This is a genomic window from Candidatus Koribacter versatilis Ellin345 (assembly GCF_000014005.1).
GTDB classification, from domain to species: domain Bacteria; phylum Acidobacteriota; class Terriglobia; order Terriglobales; family Acidobacteriaceae; genus Korobacter; species Korobacter versatilis_A.
In genome coordinates this window covers 5,129,286-5,146,103 of record NC_008009.1, presented here as the reverse complement: position 1 = coordinate 5,146,103, position 16,818 = coordinate 5,129,286, and the positions used below count along the sequence as shown (strand labels likewise).

Here is a 16,818-nt window from a genome sequence, read left to right as displayed (position 1 = left end):
GTCGCCTCTGATTTGAGTGGAAATTAAAACGGGCTTGTTGCTAAGGAGCGGTGACAAGTCCTTAGCCTCAAGCCCGTTCGATCCTGAAGTGGATCGGAGGTGATGTAACCATGCTACCCCCATCTCGGATGATGTCAAGCGAACTTCAGAGCAGTTTCTCGAATTGGTCTTTTGGACAGTGGCACCGTGGTGCGGAAAAGGCTCGCAAATGGCTGAAAAGAAACGGGCTGTTCGGTTGACGTAACTGCTGGTAAATAGTACAGTTAAAAGTTCCCAAGCGCTTAATTTATCCTTCTGTGTTGCAGCGGACCAATCAATAAGAAATCGAATGGACCTGATTCTTAAACAACTAGGCGATTTACTGCTCGGTGCGATTCCGACGGTCGTGATGCTGCTGTTGTTGTACGGCCTGTATCACGTGATTTTGCACAAGCCGTTGCAGCGAATTTTGGCGGAACGGCACACACGCACGGAAGGTGCGGTGCAGAGGGCGCGGGCTGACATCGCAGCGGCAGAAGCGAAGACGGCGGAGTACGAGCAGAAGCTGCGCGATGCGCGCATGACGATTTTCAAGGGCCAGGAAGAGCGCCGCAAGATGGCCGAGAAGGCGCGTGCGGCGGCAATGGCGGATGCCCGCACAAAAGCTGAGGCGAAGGTTGCTGAAGCGAAGAAGGGCATCCATGCGGAATCGGAAGCGGCGCAGGTTGGATTGCGCGCGGAAGCGGACCGTCTTGCGAACGAGATAGTTGCGGCGCTGCTGCGTCCGCTGGGCGGCGCGTATCGGCCGTCGGCTGGCGGCCAATCATGAAAAATTCCCTTCGTAAATTTGGGCTGGGCCTGATTGCAGTCGCGGTGCTGGCGCTTGCGCCGGTGTATGCGCAGGAAGCACAGCAGAAACCGGAAGCTCAGCAGAGCGCGCCTGCGGCCGAGCAACCGAAGCCCGCTGAAGAACAGGCGAAGCCGGAGCAGCACGTTACGAATCCGAATGCAGCGGTAGGTAAAGAGCTGTCGGAAGCGTCGCATGCGGCTGAAGGTGAAGAAGAAGCCGGCGAGCACATGGAGTTGAAGCACTCGACGATGGTGAAGACGCTAGCCAAATGGCTTGGGGTCAGCGTCGAGACGTCGTACTGGATCGCGATGGCGTTTAACTTCGCGATTGTTTTCGCGCTGCTTGGGTGGGCGATGAAGAAGAACTTGCCCGGTGTGTTCAAGGCGCGGAACGAGTCGATTCAACGCGGCATTGCGGAAGCGCGGGCGGCGAGCGACGATGCGAAGCGCCGACTGGCGGACATCGAAGCACGTTTGTCGAAGATGGACGGCGAGGTCGCGGCGATTCGCGCTGTGACAGAGAAAGAGTCGGCAGCGGAAGAGGTTCGGATCCGCGAGGCTGCGGAAGCGGACGTAAAGCGGATCCTCGAGTCGGCTGAGAACGAGATTGATGCGGCGACGAAGCAGGCCCGTCGGGATCTGAAGTCGCTGGCAGCAGGGCTCGCCATAGACCTGGCGACCCGCAAGTTGCACGTAGATCAGCAGACGGACGAGTCGCTGGTGCGCAGTTTCGTAGCGCAACTCGGGAAGGACGGCAAATAGCGATGGCATCCGTCACGATCCGATACGCAAATGCTCTGGCAGACGTGGTGCTGAGCAACCGCTTAGATGTAACGACGGCGGTACGCGACCTGAACAACATCGTCAGCATGACGATCGAGAGCGAGGATCTTCGAAAAGTTTGGGAGAACCCTTCGATCGCGGTGGCGCAGAAGCGAGCGATCCTGGATGGTTTGGTTGGGATGGTGGGAACGCCGCGCATTATCCGCAATTTCGTTGCGGTGTTGATTGACCATCAGCGGGTACCGCTGCTGCCGCGAATCGCGCGGCAATTCGAACTGGAATTGAACCATCGTATGGGCTTCGCTGATGCGGAGGTGACGAGCGTTCACGAGTTGAGCGCTCAGGACCGCCAGATGATCGAACAGCAGATCGCAAAGGTGGTTGGGAAGAGTGTGCGCGCGCGCTACAAGACGAACGCAACCCTGCTGGGTGGAGCGATCATTCGCGTGGGCAGCACGGTGTACGACGGCTCCATCAAGGGCCAGTTGGCAAAGATCAAAGAACAACTGAGCGCCAGTTAGCGCTCCGGCAGACCGATTTCTTAACGAGACGAACTCAATATGGCGCAGATTAAAGCAGACGAAATTACAAAACTGATCCGGTCGCAGATCGAGAACTACGAGACCAAGATCGCGGTGGACGAAGTCGGCACCGTGATGTCGATTGGCGACGGCATTGCCCGCGTTTACGGCATTGATAAGGTCATGGCCGGCGAGCTATTGGCCTTCCCGCACGGCGTGGCCGGAATCGCGATGAACCTGGATGAAGACCAGGTGGGCGCGGTGCTGCTCGGCGAGTACACCGCGATCAAAGAGGGCGACGAGGTTAAGCGCACGAAGCGGATTATGAGCGTGCCTGTCGGTGAGGCGATGATTGGGCGGGTAGTGAACGCGCTTGGTCAGCCGATTGACGACAAGGGGCCGATCGTCACCGACAAGTTCAATCCGGTGGAGCGCATTGCGCCGGGTGTGATTGATCGCCAGCCGGTGCGTGAACCGATGGCGACAGGTTTGAAGGCGATTGACGCGATGATCCCGGTGGGCCGCGGTCAGCGCGAGCTGATCATTGGCGACCGCCAGACCGGCAAGACCGCGGTGGCGCTGGACACGATCATCAACAGTAAGGGCAAGAACCTGATCTGCGTGTACGTTGCGATCGGCCAGAAGCGGTCGAGCGTGGCGCAGGTGGTGAAGATGCTGGAAGACAACGGCGCGATGGAGTACTCGATCGTGGTCGTCGCTTCGGCCAGCGACCCGGCGCCAATGCAGTACATCGCTCCTTACTCCGGAACGGCGATTGCCGAGTACTTCCGTGACAGCGGGCGTCACGCGCTGTGCATTTACGACGATCTGTCGAAGCAGGCTGCGGCGTACCGCGAAATTTCGCTGCTGCTGCGGCGTCCACCGGGACGCGAGGCGTATCCGGGCGACGTGTTTTATCTGCACAGCCGTTTGCTCGAGCGTTCGTCGAAACTGAGCGATAAGTTGGGTGGCGGTTCGATTACGGCACTGCCGATTATCGAAACGCAAGCGGGCGACGTTTCGGCGTACATTCCGACCAACGTGATTTCGATTACCGACGGCCAGATTTACCTTGAAACCGACTTGTTCAACTCGGGCGTGCGTCCGGCGGTGAACGTCGGTCTGTCGGTGAGCCGTGTGGGATTCTCGGCGGCGATCAAGGCGATGAAGCAGGTCGGCGCCAGTCTGAAGCTGGAACTTGCGCAGTACCGCGAGTTGGCGGCGTTCTCGCAGTTCGGCAGCGACCTGGACAAGGCGACGCAAGCACAGTTGAATCGTGGCCAGCGCCTGGTGGAGATCCTGAAGCAGGACCAGTTCCAGCCGCTTCCGTTCTCGAAGCAGATCACGATCATCTTCGCCGGAACCAACGGGCTTCTCGATGATCTCGAAGTGAAGGACGTTCGTCCGTTCGAGAAAGCGCTCTATGAATACGTGGAGAGCGCGAACCCGCAGTTGTTCCGCACGATCGAAGAGAAGAAAGCGCTCGACGATGCGATTAAGGCGGACATGACGAAGACGATCAAGGAAGCCAAAGAGCGTTTCTTGTCGGATCGCAAGGCGGCGAAGGCCGGGGCGTAAGACATGGCAAGCATTCTCGATCTCCGGCGGCGCATTCGCAGCGTAAAGAACACGCGACAGATTACGCGCGCCATGAAGATGGTGTCAGCGGCACGATTGCGGCGCGCGCAAGAGCGGGCGCTGGCGGCGCGTCCATACGGGCAAATGCTGACCAACGTTCTGAAGTCGCTGGTGAGCCGCGCCGAAACCATCGACCCCGAAACTGGAAAGGCCCAACATCCACTGCTGGAACAGCGCGACGAGCAGAACATTCTGCTGGTCGTAGTGACTGGCGATCGCGGCCTGGCTGGCGCGTTCAACGCCAACATTACGAAGACGGCGCTGCGTTTCATGGAGCGGAAGTTCGACAAGAACATTGATATCGAAGCGGTGGGACGCAAGGGCCGCGACTTCCTGCGCCGTCGTTATCCTTTGGGCAAATCCGAAGCTGAGCAGCGCGCGGGCCAGGTACAGGTCACTGCGGAACACGTGGGTGTTCTGAATAAGGTGGCGTTCGAAGAGGTGCAAGACATCTCGGAGAGCATCATGGGGCGGTACGAGCGCGGTGAAGTGGATGCGGTTTACCTGATCTTCAACGAGTTCAAGTCGGTGATTTCGCAGCGCCTGGTGGTGGAGCGGATTCTGCCGATCCAGGAGATTGGCGAGCGCACGATTGCGCAGGCCGACCTGATGAGCGCCGAAGACCGCAAGAAAGAGATTCATGCGGCAAAGGAAGCCGGCGTCGGGATGAAGGGACAGGACACGTCGGAGATCGACAAGAAGGCCGCGCAATTCGGTACGTCGCAGTCGGACTACATTTACGAGCAGCCGCCAGCGGAGCTTTTCGCCGATCTGATTCCGAAGTATGTGACGGTACAGATTTATCGCTCGATGCTGGAGTCAGTGGCGGCGGAACATGCGGCGCGTATGACGGCGATGGATTCGGCAACGAACAACGCCGGCGAAATGATCGACAGCTACACGTTGCAGATGAACCGCGCACGGCAGGCAGCGATCACCAAAGAGATTATTGAAATCGTGAGTGGCGCGGCAGCGCTGTAGGACAAAGGCTTACTATGGCAGAAAATTTTGGCAAGGTAATTCAGATTTCGGGACCGGCGGTGGACGTACAGTTCTCCGAGACGACGCTGCCCGAGATCTATACAGCGCTTCGCGTTGTGAGCGAAGGGTTCGACGTTCCGACACCAATTAATGTCGTGCTTGAGATCCAACAGCACCTTGGCGAAGGCCGGGTGCGTTGCGTCGCGATGGAGCCGACCGAAGGCATGGTGCGCGGCATGAAGGCCATTGATATGGGCGGCCCGATCAGCGTGCCGGTGGGCCGAGGCACCCTCGGACGCGTGATGAACGTGATCGGCGAACCAGTGGACCAGCTTGGGCCGATCATGGTGGAGAAGCGCAACCCGATTCATCGCCAGGCGCCGGCGTTCGACGAGCAGGCGACGACGGCGGAAATGTTTGAAACCGGCATCAAGGTCATCGACTTGATCCAGCCGTTCCTGAAGGGCGGCAAGATTGGATTATTCGGTGGCGCCGGCGTGGGCAAGACGGTCGTCATTCAGGAACTCATTAACAACGTCGCCAAGCAGCATGGTGGATTTTCCGTGTTCGGCGGCGTCGGCGAACGTACTCGTGAGGGAAACGATCTCTGGCTGGAGTTTACGGAAGCGGGCGTAATCACGCCGGGCGATCCGTCGAAGTCGAAAGCGGCATTGGTGTACGGCCAGATGACGGAGCCTCCAGGGGCGCGTCTGCGGGTGGCGCTGACGGCGCTGACGGTCGCGGAATACTTCCGCGACGAAGAAGGCACGGACACGCTGCTCTTCATTGACAACATCTTCCGCTTCACACAGGCAGGATCGGAAGTATCCACGCTGTTGGGCCGTATGCCTTCCGCGGTGGGATACCAACCGAACCTGGCGACGGAAATGGGCGAACTGCAGGAGCGCATTACGTCCACGAAGCGCGGTTCGGTAACGTCGGTACAGGCGATTTACGTGCCCGCCGATGACTTGACCGATCCGGCGCCGGCAACGACGTTTGCTCACCTTGACGCAACTACCGTGCTTTCGCGTGCGTTGACGGAAATCGGTATTTATCCGGCGGTCGATCCGCTGGGTTCGACCTCGCGCATTCTCGACCCGCGCATCGTCGGACAGGAGCACTACGACGTGGCGCAAGGCGTGAAGGGCATCCTGCAACAGTACAAGGACCTGCAGGACATCATCGCGATCCTGGGTATCGACGAACTTAGCGAAGACCAGAAGCTGACGGTATCGCGCGCTCGTAAGATCCAGCGCTTCCTCTCGCAGCCGTTCCACGTGGCCGAGCAGTTCACCGGCTTCCCGGGACGCTACGTGAAGATCGCCGACACGGTGCGCAGCTTCCGCGAGATCCTGCAAGGCAAGCACGACGAAATTCCGGAGCAGGCGTTCTACATGAAGGGCACGATCGACGAAGTGCATGAAGCCGCCGAGAAGATGAAGGCAAACGCGTAGGCACCCATGGCTGACACGTTCGAGTTCGAGATCGTCACGCCCGACAAGTTGGTGGTGAAGGACGTTGCCGAGCAGATGCAGATACCCGGGAAGAACGGGTATCTCGGCATCCTGCCTGGGCACGCGCCGCTGATCACCGAGTTGTCGATTGGCGAAATCAGCTATACGCTGCGCGGCGAGACCAAGTACCTCGCGCTGGCGTGGGGCTTTGCCGAGGTGCTGCCCGATAAGGTCACGATTCTTGCGGAGGCGGCAGAGCGTCCGGAAGAAATTGACGTAGCGCGGGCGCAGGAAGCGAAGAAGCGGGCCGAGCAGCGTTTGCAAACGAGTGGGCCCGAGCTGGATTATCAGCGAGCGCTGAACGCGGTGAAGCGTGCAGAGGTGCGATTGCAAGTCGCTTCGCATGCGACGTCGAAGGCGGCGGTGGGCCATTAACGACGCAGAATAACGATATGGCCGCCGATGTACTGGCGGCCATTTTCTTGCAGTGGCCCGGTAGTACAAGAAGAGTAGTTACTTCTGTGCTACAACCTCATTCCCGGCGCTGGCGACATGAGTTAGGATGGGCTACTTTAGTTGGCGCCATAGTTCTGAGGCATCAATGTCTCTATTGCTCGAAGTCGCGGGCCGTTCCGACGTGGGATGTGTTCGCGCGAACAACGAAGACAATTTCGGGTACGACACGCGCTATGGCATTTTCGTTGTGTGCGACGGAATGGGTGGCCAGGCAGCGGGCGAGGTCGCGAGCAAACTCGGCGTCGACAGCGTACTTGGCTTTTTCCGCGATCAGTCGCGACACGAGACGAGTGAACACTCGGTTGCGGACGTAACTGCGCTTACGAAACACGATAGCGGTGCTACGCCGCGGGCCAAGCTGCTCTCGGGGGCGATTGTTCGAGCAAACACGGCCATCCACGAGGCGGCAGAGAAGAACGCAAACCACTCCGGGATGGGGTCGACGGTGGCAGCAGTGCTGGTGGAAGGCGACTTCTTCACCGTGGGAAACGTGGGCGACAGCCGGGTCTACCTAATCCGCGAAGGGAAGATCGAGCAGCTTACGAACGACCATTCGCTGGTCGCAGAACACGTGCGGCGCGGCCTGATGACAAAAGAACAGGCGAACCGGTCTGAAGTGCAGAATGTCCTACTGCAGGCACTTGGCTCGGACGATATTGATCCCGATCTCGATGACTTCGCCGCGGCCCACAACGACATCCTGCTGATTGCGACCGATGGACTCACGAAACATGTGAGCGAAGATGGGATCTGCAAGATACTGTTGGCGGCGGCTAACCCCCAGGTCGCCTGCGATGCATTGGTCGAGGCTGCGCGGCTCAAGGGCGGAGACGACAACATAACCTGCCTGGTTTTGCGGTTCGTGGAACAGACCTGGATTAAGCGTGCACTCTGGGGAGGCAGTCCCAAATGGCAAGACTCGTTCTAAAGCTCGATGGCAATGTGTTGGGCGAGTACGCCCTCTCGAATACTGCTGTCACCATAGGACGCCTGCCGGACAACGATATCCATATCGATGATCTCTCGGTTTCGGGGCATCACGCGAAGATCGTGCTCGAAGATGGGCAATACGCGGTGCACGACGAGAGCAGTACCAACGGGACTTACGTGAACGGGCAGAAACTCGCGTATGCGGTGTTGACGAACGAAGACAGTGTGCTGATCGGGCGACACTTGTTGGTGTTCGAAGAAGAGAAGGCCGCGCCGGTTGCTGCCAGGCCCCTTGCGGCCGCACCTCCGGCAATGGGCGCGGTGCCAAACCCAGTCCCGGTCAAGATCACGAGCCCACTCGACAAGAAGCAGACGGTGACGATCACCGTGATGGCCGGCAAGACCGATCAGCAGGAGTACGTGCTGGGAGCCCAGTCGGCGGTCATTGGGAAGAGCGAAGGGGCGAATATCCGGCTGACCCGCTGGTTCGCCCCGAAGGTTGCGACGACCATCTATTACCGCGATGGGAAGTACTACATCGGAGAATCGCAAACGCCGACTCCGGTGCGTGTGAACAGCGAGGTAGTGCAGGGCGAAAAGCTGCTCGAGCCTGGCGATACCATCCTGGTGGATGACGTGACTTTGATCTTCAACGCTCGGAAATAACCCCGCGCCTCTCTGGTAAACTCAACGGTTTGCTTATAGACGGAGAGGCAATCTATGGACATCCGTAAAGTTGGTGTGATCGGTGCCGGAACCATGGGCAACGGGATCGCACACGTGTTCGCGAAGAGCGGCTACAAGGTCGTGCTGTGCGATGTGAAGCGGGAGTTCCTCGACCGCGGGTTGGCGACGATCAAAAAGAACCTGGAACGCGAGGTCGCGAAGAACAAGATCAGCCAGGAACAGGGGCAAGTCGCGGCAGATCACATCTATCCGACACTTGAGCGCAAGGACCTGGCGGATTGCGACATCGTGGTGGAGGCGGCGTCGGAGAGGTTCGAGATCAAGGCAGAATTGTTTCGCGATCTGGATTCAATCTGCCGGCCGGACGTGATCCTGGCGACGAATACGTCTTCGATTTCGATAACGAAGATTGCGGCAGTCACAAAGCGGCCTGACAAAGTCATTGGAATGCATTTCTTTAATCCGGTGCCGGTGATGAAGCTGGTCGAGGTCATTCGCGGCTTGGCAACCAGCGACGAGACCTACCAGGCGGTGAAGGTGTTGTCGGAGAAGTTGGAGAAGACGCCGGTCGAGGTGAACGATGCGCCGGGATTCGTCTCCAACCGCGTGCTGATGCCGCTTCTGAACGAAGCCATGTATGCGGTAATGGAGGGCGTCGCGACGCCGGAAGCTGTAGATGAAGTCTTCAAACTTGGTATGGCGCATCCGATGGGGCCGCTGACGCTGGCGGATTTCATTGGGCTGGATGTTTGTCTCGACATCATGCGCGTCTTGCAGACGGGACTGGGTGATCCGAAGTATCGGCCGTGCCCGCTGCTGATCAAGATGGTGGACGCAGGCTGGCTCGGACGCAAGAGCGGACGCGGGTTCTACAAATACTGATGGTCTGGATCGTTGGAGTCATTTTCGGGCTTTGTGCGGCAGCAATCCATGTGCTGGTGCCGGAGCAGGGGCTGACGTTCCTCTGGGTCATGGCGACGACCATGGTGCTCGGCGTGTGGAAGCGGGAGCGTCCGTGGCGGTGGATCCTGTTGATTGCGCCGTTCGTTCCTTTGGCCGACTTCATCTATAAATTCATTCGCCCGGCGCAAGTTTCGCGGGCAGCCTTATTTGGCGCCGTGTTGACGTGCCTGGCGGCGGTTCCGGGCGCGATTGGCGGGTCGCTGATGAGATTGATGATCGATAACATTTTTCTCAAAAAAGAGCAGTAGGGGCGCGGTTTTCCTCAAGTTAATCAGGTAGTTACTATTTCGATACCTGAATTCCCGATATGCTTCGGGAATGGCAGTGTCGGTTACGGTGCTTGCGAGTGGCAGCCGAGGCAATAGCACGGTTGTCGCCAGCTCCAGCACCAGCCTGCTGGTGGATGCCGGACTTTCCTGTAAAGAGACCCTGATTCGACTACGCGCTTCGGGATGCGATCAGACCTCGTTGAGCGCGATACTCATCACCCACGAACATAGCGACCACATCGCGGGACTGAATGTTCTCGCGAAGAAACTGCGCATCCCCGTCTTCATTACGGCATCTACTCAACGTGCTTACCTGCGCATGGCTCGGGATAGCCAAGGGAACAAAGTGCGCCTGGAACGCGTAGAGAACTTTGAAGCGGGACGAAGCTTCCAGATTGGCGACATCGCGATAACGCCATTCACGATTCCTCACGATGCGGCGGACCCGGTAGGGTTCACGTTCCGCGCGGAAGGTATCAAGGCAGCGATTGCCACCGATTTGGGCTATATGCCCGTGAGCGTGAAGGACCATATCCGCGGTTGCCAAATGCTGGTGGTGGAGTCTAATCACGATGTGGAGATGTTGAGGATCGGGCCTTATCCATGGTCGGTGAAGCAGCGAGTGATGTCGCGCGTAGGGCATTTGTCGAATGACGCGCTCGCGGATTTCATTGTCAACGACTATGATGGAGGGGCAGAGTATCTGATCCTGGCGCACCTATCGGAGCAGAATAACCACCCCGAGGTGGCTCGCACCGCGGCGGAGCGTGCGCTGGACAGGCACGGCAACTTATTTGGGAACAAGCTGATGTTGGCCCGCCAGGACCAGCCACTGCAGACGGTAACTCTCTAGCGAATGAGTCAATGCACTGACAGGGTCATCGGCAATATTCTCGCCGGATGGCGATACGACATATCCATGCTGGCACCCGAGATGCGCGAGGACTACGAGCGCCATTTCGTCCAGTGTGCACATTGCCGTTCGCGACAAAAGCTGCACCGGGGGATTGATATCGGGCTGATGGCGTTGGCGACGATGTCGGCTTTTGTATTCGTGCTGGCGTTCGCGGTGATCCGCCATTTTGAGCCCCGGCATGCATTTGTGCTGGAGTTGGCGTCGATCGCAGGATTTTTCCTGTCGGCGTTTGTGTGGCTGCTGGTAGCAGTTGCGACGCCGGCACCGGTGGTGGTTGTGGCGGCTGCAAAGTCAGGAGCGCGCACGCTGCACGACCGACTGCCGGAGAACATTCGCGAGAAATTGCCGGAAGAGATTCGAACGAAGATTATCGGCTAGCGCACTACGGGGTTTTCGCCGATGTGTGTGAGACCGCGCGCGCAATCAATCCCAATCCACCCACCAGAAGCACCAACATCACGATGGTGTTGAACAACGTCGTGGGCTGGAAGTAGATATGCATATTCGCGATGATGCCGGCGAGTATGAAGAGCGGCCCGGCGATCAGCAGCAGCCAGCCTATCTTGCTACGACCATTCCAGAACAACAGGCCAACGCCGAAGAGTAGCGGGATGAGAGTGATCCCGAAGGTGTTCGCGCCGTAGAAGCTCCAGTATGATCCGACCACACTAACCTGGTTCATAAGCAGGTAGGCGCCCACGCAACTCATGATGAAGCCCATTACGAAGGTTCCGAAACCTCCGGGGGTGCCGCCTACATCGGTGATGGAGCGGTTTTCCATGGGCGGAGGATACCAGAGAAAACGGTGCAAAACCGCCAAAAACATGTCCCGGAGCGGGAAGAATCAAGAAATCACAAGTTGCGATAAATGTCGTGCCACCAGCAATATGCAACGATTTTTCTTTGTTGCGAAACCTCTCAAAGATAGAATTCGTAACTTAGTAGAAGCTTGTACATCTATATCGGACTGAGCAAGAGGAGACGCACCGCGCAACCCCGCGCTGGGAGCGGCTCCGAGGAGAAGTATGGAGAATAAGCAGCACGGTATTCTCGACACGCTCAAACACCTGGCATTTGAAGACGAACCGGAATCGGCGAACAAGCCAATGGAACATCCCGTGGCTACAGCGCCGGTGCCCACTCCAGCGGCGGTCGCGCCAGCGCCCATGTCAACCCCCGTTGTGAGCACAGTGGAAGCTGCGAATGTGGCCGGTACTGACGGCGTTTATAAGCGCCTCGCGGCGAAGACCGATTTCGACAAGACAGAAGCCGGCGCGACCATCCGCAAATTCCTGGAGCCGCTTTCTGCGATATCCGATACGGTGATGCCGCCGAACGTGAAGTTTAAGACCGCGGTGGTGCAAGCTAAGGCGCAAAGCGGATTGACGGAGGACAGCATTCTGTCATGCTTTGAAGGACTGAAAGCACAACTGCAGCAGGAGCAACAGTCCTTCACCGTAAAGGCGCAGCAGTTTGAGCAGCGCGAGGTTGCTGGGCGCCAGGAGCGGATCAACCAGGTAACGGCGCAAATCACGCAGCTGCAGGAAGAGCTGTCGAAGTTGTCTGTGGAACTGGTGGATGCGCAGGGCAAGGGCGCGCGCGCACAAGCGCAGTTCAGCGCCGCGTTGCAACGTCGTGTTTCGGAGATCGAGCAGCAGAAAGCGCAGTACGCCGCGCTCTTGAAAGGTTGAGTGAAAGGCAATGAGCCTCGTCCCAACTACACCAACATTTAGTCCTAGCCTGCAGGGGTATACGCCGAAGTCTTTCTGGAAGCGTCCGGAAGGACCGTTCGGAATGATAGTGCTCGTGGCATTGATTCTCGCGGGCGGCTACGGGCTGTATATCATTCTTCCGTTCCTCATCACGCTGTTGACGAACGTGATTTACGCCAGCGTGCTTGCGGTGGTGGTGTTCCTGATCGGCTGGTTGATCTTCAATCCGACGTTCCGGACCGCGGTGAAGAACCTCTTCCAGAACATCGTGCGTTTCTTTGCGTCTTGGGTTGTCGAGACCGATCCTATCGGGATCCTCCGCAACAACCTCGACGACATGAAGAAGGAGAAGTACAACCTCGACCAGACGGTGCAACGCTTTTCGGGTAGTGAAGAGAAGTTGAAGCGCAGCATCTCTTCGAAGGGCGACGAGATCAACAGTCTTGGCTTTAAAGCACAAAAAGCCGAACAGATGGCGGGCTCCGCCAAGGATTCGATGGAGAAAGAACGGCTCATGCTCGAGCGCCAGACCTTCCTGGAGAAAGCTGGGATGCTGATGCAGGGCGTGAAGCAGTTGGAGGCGTTGGAAGGTGAGACATCAAAGATGTTGAATACCTTCCAGCACTGGTCGCAGATCGCCGATAGCAAGATCCAGCGCACCGAGAACAAGGTGAGCTTCCTGGCTGAACAGCGGAAGATGATCCTTGATGCGAAGGCGACGCTCGGCATGGGCCAGCGTTTGCTGCGCGGGAACCCTGAACAGTTGAAGATGGTGGACATGGCCTTGGATTACCTCGAAGAGGACACGGCCCGCACCCTCGGTGAGATCCGCGAGTTCTCGCGTTTCACCGACAAGTTGATCACGGAAGAACAGATTGAATCGGGCGCCGCGGCTGACGAGGCTGCTGCGCGATTTGCGGAGTTCAGCCAGAAGCTGCTGACCGCGGGTGAGAAGCCCTCGGTGGCCGACATGATCGAGGTGTCTGGTGTGCCGAGCGCAAGCGCGGCCGCAGCCGTGCCGATGGGCGGCGCGCGTAAGGGTGGCTCGACCTCCGCGAAGGATTCGGGCGATTACGACAACATGTTCAAGTAGCCAAAGCTGTTTGCTGTACTTGGGGGAGCAACAAACCATATGGCAAGACTGAAACCACAAGCCAAGATATTTCTTCTGATCGTTATAGCAGTAGGTGTCGTGTTCGGACTGCGTACGGCGATGCAGCATGGCATGATCCCGACACCCGGAATCATGAAGTCCGTGGTAGCCACGCGGGTGGAACTGCCGTCGCAATCCGAGGCGCAGGTGGCCAATGTGAAGGCCGCGCCGTATCCGACGACCGCGGCGGCAAACGTTGCCGGCACCCGGATGCCCTTTGACATCTGGGAGTGGAATGCGATGTTCGCGCTCATCTATGCGAACGGCGGCAAGGAAACGACGAAGGGATCCTTGATGGAGAAGTACGGCGTGAACCTCGCCCTCCATCGTGAAGATTCGAACTCGCAGATGAAAGCCGATCTGCTCGCGTGTGCGAAGCAGTTGCATGACGGCGAGAGGACCTGCTCGTCCGGCGCAGCGGCGTTGGTGGTGATGGGCGATGGCGGCGGACAGTGGCTCGCCGATCTGAATCCACAGTTGAAGAAGTTGGGGCCGGATTACCAGGCGGTAATCATTGGCGCCGTAGGCCGCTCGAATGGCGAAGATGCGCTGCTCGGGCCGGCCGAGTGGAAGTCGAATCCGCAGAGCATGAAGGGCAAGACGATTGTCGGCGTCATCCGCGACGGCGATTGGAACATCGCGCTGAACTTCATGGGCTCGAACGGATTGAAGAATAATCCGGACCTCAAGACGTACGATCCTGATGCGGTGAACTGGATTTCGGCGCCGGATGAGGACTACATCAAGGCCGTGACCGAGGTGTACATCCCGAACCGTTGCGAAGATCGCAAGGTAGTAAAGGACGGGCGTCCGACGGGCGACATGAAGAACGTTTGTCCGGATGGCGTTGTGACCTGGACGCCGGGTGATGAACAGGCAGTTCACGGTCGGCCGGGTACGACGAAGATCGTGTCGTCGCATGAGTACGCGGCGCAGATGCCGTCAGTGATACTAGGCATTAAGAAGTTCTTCAGCGACAACCGTGAAGAAACGCATGGCCTGCTCGCAGCTGTATTTGAAGGGGCAGATCAACTGAAGGCGTTCGATGCTGCGCGCCGCAAGGCTGGCGAGATCTCCGCGAAGGTCTACAACGATCAGAACGGCGATTATTGGTACAGCTACTACATGGGGATGAACGATCCGAAAACGGGTCAGCCGCTGGGTGGGTCCGCAGTCTTCAACATGGAAGACAACGTGAACTACTTCGGTCTGGATGGGCGGCACAACAACAACATGCGCGCGACGTATGAGACGTTTGGCAATATCGCAACGCAGAACTATCCCGACCTGTTCAAAGACAATCCAATCCCGTCTTACAAAGAAGCGGTGGATACCTCGTTCTTGTTCGGCGCGCAAGCGCTTCTGAACACAGGCGGCGTGCAAGGGGCGGCCGCGGAGGCGGTGGACTATGCGAAGGAAGCGGCGAAGGGGACTGTGGTGGGCCACAAAGCGGTCTATATCAATTTCGCCTCTGGTTCCGACCAACCGCTGCCGACGAGCATTGCCGCATTAAATCGCTTGAAGGATGAGCTCGCAATCAACTCGCAACTCGCGATCCAGATTGATGGCTACACGGACGATGTCGGATCCGATATCCTCAACCAGCCGTTGAGCGAGAAACGCGCGCTCGCGGTAAAGCGCTACTTCCAGCAGACCGCGCCGTTGAGCTTCCCGGAGATGCGATTTAAGTCCGTAGCCGGACACGGATCGCAAAACCCGTTGGCGGACAATGGCACCTTGCAGGGCAAAGCATTAAACCGTCGCGTTGAGATCACCCAGATCGGCGGCGTTCAGTAATGCTGTGGGGGAGGCGTCCGCCTCCCCTGCTCCTCACTGAGAACGTCCATGAATGAAACTCTCGCTATTTTCTCGCCTAATCAGGTCATCAGCAAAAACACCATACGACTGCTGATAGCTGTCCAGGTCGTGATTGCATTCTTGATCTGGGCGTTCAGCCCGTTTGTGCTGCTACCCAAGCCGGGAGAGGTTTTCAAAGCTCTCTCCGATTTGTGGTCGCAGGGCCTCGGCGCTGAATTGATCACCAGCTTCTATTTGAATCTTGAAGCGATCGCGGTCGCGACAATTGTCTCGCTTCTGCTCGCGTATGCGACGGTGCTTCCATTCTTTCGGCCGGTGGTCGCGCTGTTGAGTAAGCTGCGCTTTCTTTCCCTCGTCGGACTTACTTTCTTCTTCACCTTGATGGCAAAGAGCGGGCATCAACTCAAGCTCTCTCTGCTAGTGTTTTCCATTTCGGTCTTCTTCGTCACCGGCATGGCCGACGTGATCGACTGCATTCCGAAGGAGAAGTTCGATCTGGCGCGGACATTGCGCATGGGCGAATGGCGGGTGGTGTGGGAAGTGATTGTGCTCGGCCAGATTGACAAGGTGTTCGATGTGCTTCGCCAGAATGCCGCGATTGGCTGGATGATGCTGACCATGGTGGAGGGCATCGTGCGCTCGGAGGGCGGCGTTGGTACGATCTTGCTCGACCAGAACCATCACTTCCGGTTGAGCGCCGTGTTTGCTATCCAGATCACGATTCTGCTGCTTGGACTGTTGCAGGATTACGGAATCGGCTTGAGCAAGAAGCTGTTCTGTCCGTATGCAAGCCTGACCTTGGAGCGCAAATAATGGGAAACACTGCATATTCGCTCGGGAAGACACTGCTCAAGGTCGAAAGCGTTACGCTGGAGTACGACGGTCGACCGATTCTGAAAAACGTCAATGCTGAAGTGCGCGATGTCATCGTGCCCGGGCGCATCCAGGGACAAGTCGTAGGGTTCCTCGGTCCGTCCGGTTGCGGCAAGACGAGCCTCTTCCGCATCATTGCGGGGTTGAACGAACCGACCTCTGGCCGAGTAACGGTGAACGGGTTGGATCGTCCCGTGCGAGCAGGCGAGGTCGGTGTTGTAGCGCAGAGCTATCCGCTGTTCGAGCATCGGACGGTGATGAGCAACCTGATGCTTGCGGCCCAGCAGAAAGAATCGAGCGCCAGCGCTGCCAAGGACAAAGTTATGTCCTACCTGCGCGAGTTCGAACTCGAAGACAAGTACAACCTGTATCCGGCGCAACTTTCGGGCGGGCAACGGCAGCGGTGCGCGATCATTCAGCAGATTCTCTGCAGCGAGCACTTCCTGCTGATGGACGAGCCCTTTTCCGGCCTTGATCTGCTCATGCTGGAGAAGACTTGCGAACTCATCGCCAAAGTCGCGAACATGGATGAGTTGAATACGATCATCGTGGTGACGCACGACGTGACTGCGGCGTGTTCCGTCGCCGATCATATCTGGTTGATGGGGCGTGACACGGACGCGGCAGGAAACAAAGTCCCCGGTTCGCGGATTATGAAGGAGTACAACCTGATTGATATGGATCTGTGCTGGCATCCGGGGATCATTACGTCGTCGAAGTTCACCGAGTTTGTGCGCGAAGTGAAAGAGGACTTCCGGAAGCTTTAAACGGAC

The 16,818-nt window shown here is 57.9% G+C and carries 19 protein-coding genes; 18 read left to right on the top strand and 1 reads right to left on the bottom strand.

Annotated features, from left to right (window positions below; translation table 11 throughout):
- The first annotated feature begins 328 nt into the window (after nucleotides 1-328).
- From ACID345_RS22540 to ACID345_RS22480, 13 genes are all read left to right on the top strand, one after another.
- The gene (locus tag ACID345_RS22540; RefSeq protein WP_011525134.1) at nucleotides 329-808 is read left to right on the top strand and encodes a H+-transporting two-sector ATPase subunit B/B'; all 480 of its coding nucleotides are present in this window, start codon (nucleotides 329-331) and stop codon (nucleotides 806-808) included.
- On the top strand, nucleotides 805-1,590 hold the full coding sequence (locus ACID345_RS22535) for an ATP synthase F0 subunit B (RefSeq protein ID WP_011525133.1): 786 nt from the start codon (nucleotides 805-807) through the stop codon (nucleotides 1,588-1,590). The genes ACID345_RS22540 and ACID345_RS22535 overlap by 4 nt, the downstream gene beginning before the upstream one ends.
- 2 nt (nucleotides 1,591-1,592) lie before the next feature.
- Nucleotides 1,593-2,132, top strand: a complete 540-nt coding sequence (gene atpH, locus ACID345_RS22530; RefSeq protein WP_011525132.1) for an ATP synthase F1 subunit delta — start codon at nucleotides 1,593-1,595, stop codon at nucleotides 2,130-2,132.
- 39 nt (nucleotides 2,133-2,171) lie between these two features.
- A complete protein-coding gene (atpA, locus tag ACID345_RS22525) occupies nucleotides 2,172-3,710 on the top strand; it encodes a F0F1 ATP synthase subunit alpha (RefSeq protein WP_011525131.1) in 1,539 nt (512 codons plus the stop codon).
- Between the two features lie 3 nt (nucleotides 3,711-3,713).
- Nucleotides 3,714-4,751 carry an ATP synthase F1 subunit gamma gene (atpG, locus tag ACID345_RS22520; protein ID WP_011525130.1) on the top strand — a complete coding sequence of 346 codons (1,038 nt, stop codon included), beginning with the start codon at nucleotides 3,714-3,716 and terminating at the stop codon, nucleotides 4,749-4,751.
- A gap of 14 nt (nucleotides 4,752-4,765) precedes the next feature.
- Nucleotides 4,766-6,208 carry a F0F1 ATP synthase subunit beta gene (gene atpD / locus ACID345_RS22515; RefSeq protein WP_011525129.1) on the top strand — a complete coding sequence of 481 codons (1,443 nt, stop codon included), beginning with the start codon at nucleotides 4,766-4,768 and terminating at the stop codon, nucleotides 6,206-6,208.
- A gap of 6 nt (nucleotides 6,209-6,214) precedes the next feature.
- Nucleotides 6,215-6,643 carry a F0F1 ATP synthase subunit epsilon gene (locus ACID345_RS22510; RefSeq protein ID WP_011525128.1) on the top strand — a complete coding sequence of 143 codons (429 nt, stop codon included), beginning with the start codon at nucleotides 6,215-6,217 and terminating at the stop codon, nucleotides 6,641-6,643.
- A gap of 166 nt (nucleotides 6,644-6,809) precedes the next feature.
- On the top strand, nucleotides 6,810-7,652 hold the full coding sequence (locus ACID345_RS22505) for a PP2C family protein-serine/threonine phosphatase (protein WP_011525127.1): 843 nt from the start codon (nucleotides 6,810-6,812) through the stop codon (nucleotides 7,650-7,652).
- The gene (locus ACID345_RS26010) at nucleotides 7,634-8,320 is read left to right on the top strand and encodes an FHA domain-containing protein (protein WP_011525126.1); all 687 of its coding nucleotides are present in this window, start codon (nucleotides 7,634-7,636) and stop codon (nucleotides 8,318-8,320) included. Before ACID345_RS22505 ends, ACID345_RS26010 begins: the two co-directional genes overlap by 19 nt.
- A gap of 54 nt (nucleotides 8,321-8,374) precedes the next feature.
- A complete protein-coding gene (locus ACID345_RS22495) occupies nucleotides 8,375-9,223 on the top strand; it encodes a 3-hydroxybutyryl-CoA dehydrogenase (RefSeq protein WP_011525125.1) in 849 nt (282 codons plus the stop codon).
- Entirely contained in the window at nucleotides 9,223-9,552 is a 330-nt protein-coding gene (locus ACID345_RS22490) for a hypothetical protein (RefSeq protein ID WP_011525124.1), read from the top strand. Before ACID345_RS22495 ends, ACID345_RS22490 begins: the two co-directional genes overlap by 1 nt.
- A 76-nt stretch (nucleotides 9,553-9,628) precedes the next feature.
- On the top strand, nucleotides 9,629-10,426 hold the full coding sequence (locus tag ACID345_RS22485) for an MBL fold metallo-hydrolase (RefSeq protein ID WP_011525123.1): 798 nt from the start codon (nucleotides 9,629-9,631) through the stop codon (nucleotides 10,424-10,426).
- Nucleotides 10,427-10,429: 3 nt separating this feature from the next.
- Nucleotides 10,430-10,867 carry a hypothetical protein gene (locus tag ACID345_RS22480; protein ID WP_011525122.1) on the top strand — a complete coding sequence of 146 codons (438 nt, stop codon included), beginning with the start codon at nucleotides 10,430-10,432 and terminating at the stop codon, nucleotides 10,865-10,867.
- Between the two features lie 4 nt (nucleotides 10,868-10,871).
- Here the strand turns inward: ACID345_RS22480 and ACID345_RS22475 are convergent, their stop codons facing one another.
- The gene (locus tag ACID345_RS22475) at nucleotides 10,872-11,270 is read right to left on the bottom strand and encodes a hypothetical protein (RefSeq protein ID WP_041856000.1); all 399 of its coding nucleotides are present in this window, start codon (nucleotides 11,268-11,270) and stop codon (nucleotides 10,872-10,874) included.
- Nucleotides 11,271-11,514: 244 nt separating this feature from the next.
- Between ACID345_RS22475 and ACID345_RS22470 the strand changes: the two genes are divergently transcribed.
- The 5 genes from ACID345_RS22470 to ACID345_RS22450 all read left to right on the top strand — a co-directional run bounded on the left by ACID345_RS22470 (nucleotide 11,515) and on the right by ACID345_RS22450 (nucleotide 16,812).
- On the top strand, nucleotides 11,515-12,180 hold the full coding sequence (locus ACID345_RS22470) for a hypothetical protein (protein WP_011525120.1): 666 nt from the start codon (nucleotides 11,515-11,517) through the stop codon (nucleotides 12,178-12,180).
- Between the two features lie 103 nt (nucleotides 12,181-12,283).
- On the top strand, nucleotides 12,284-13,294 hold the full coding sequence (locus ACID345_RS22465; RefSeq protein ID WP_041855999.1) for a hypothetical protein: 1,011 nt from the start codon (nucleotides 12,284-12,286) through the stop codon (nucleotides 13,292-13,294).
- 39 nt (nucleotides 13,295-13,333) lie between these two features.
- Complete coding sequence (locus ACID345_RS26005; protein WP_011525118.1) at nucleotides 13,334-15,151, top strand: OmpA family protein; 1,818 nt, start codon at nucleotides 13,334-13,336, stop codon at nucleotides 15,149-15,151.
- 48 nt (nucleotides 15,152-15,199) lie between these two features.
- A complete protein-coding gene (locus ACID345_RS22455; RefSeq protein WP_011525117.1) occupies nucleotides 15,200-15,985 on the top strand; it encodes an ABC transporter permease in 786 nt (261 codons plus the stop codon).
- Nucleotides 15,985-16,812, top strand: a complete 828-nt coding sequence (locus tag ACID345_RS22450; RefSeq protein WP_011525116.1) for an ABC transporter ATP-binding protein — start codon at nucleotides 15,985-15,987, stop codon at nucleotides 16,810-16,812. The genes ACID345_RS22455 and ACID345_RS22450 overlap by 1 nt, the downstream gene beginning before the upstream one ends.
- Nucleotides 16,813-16,818 lie beyond the last annotated feature (6 nt).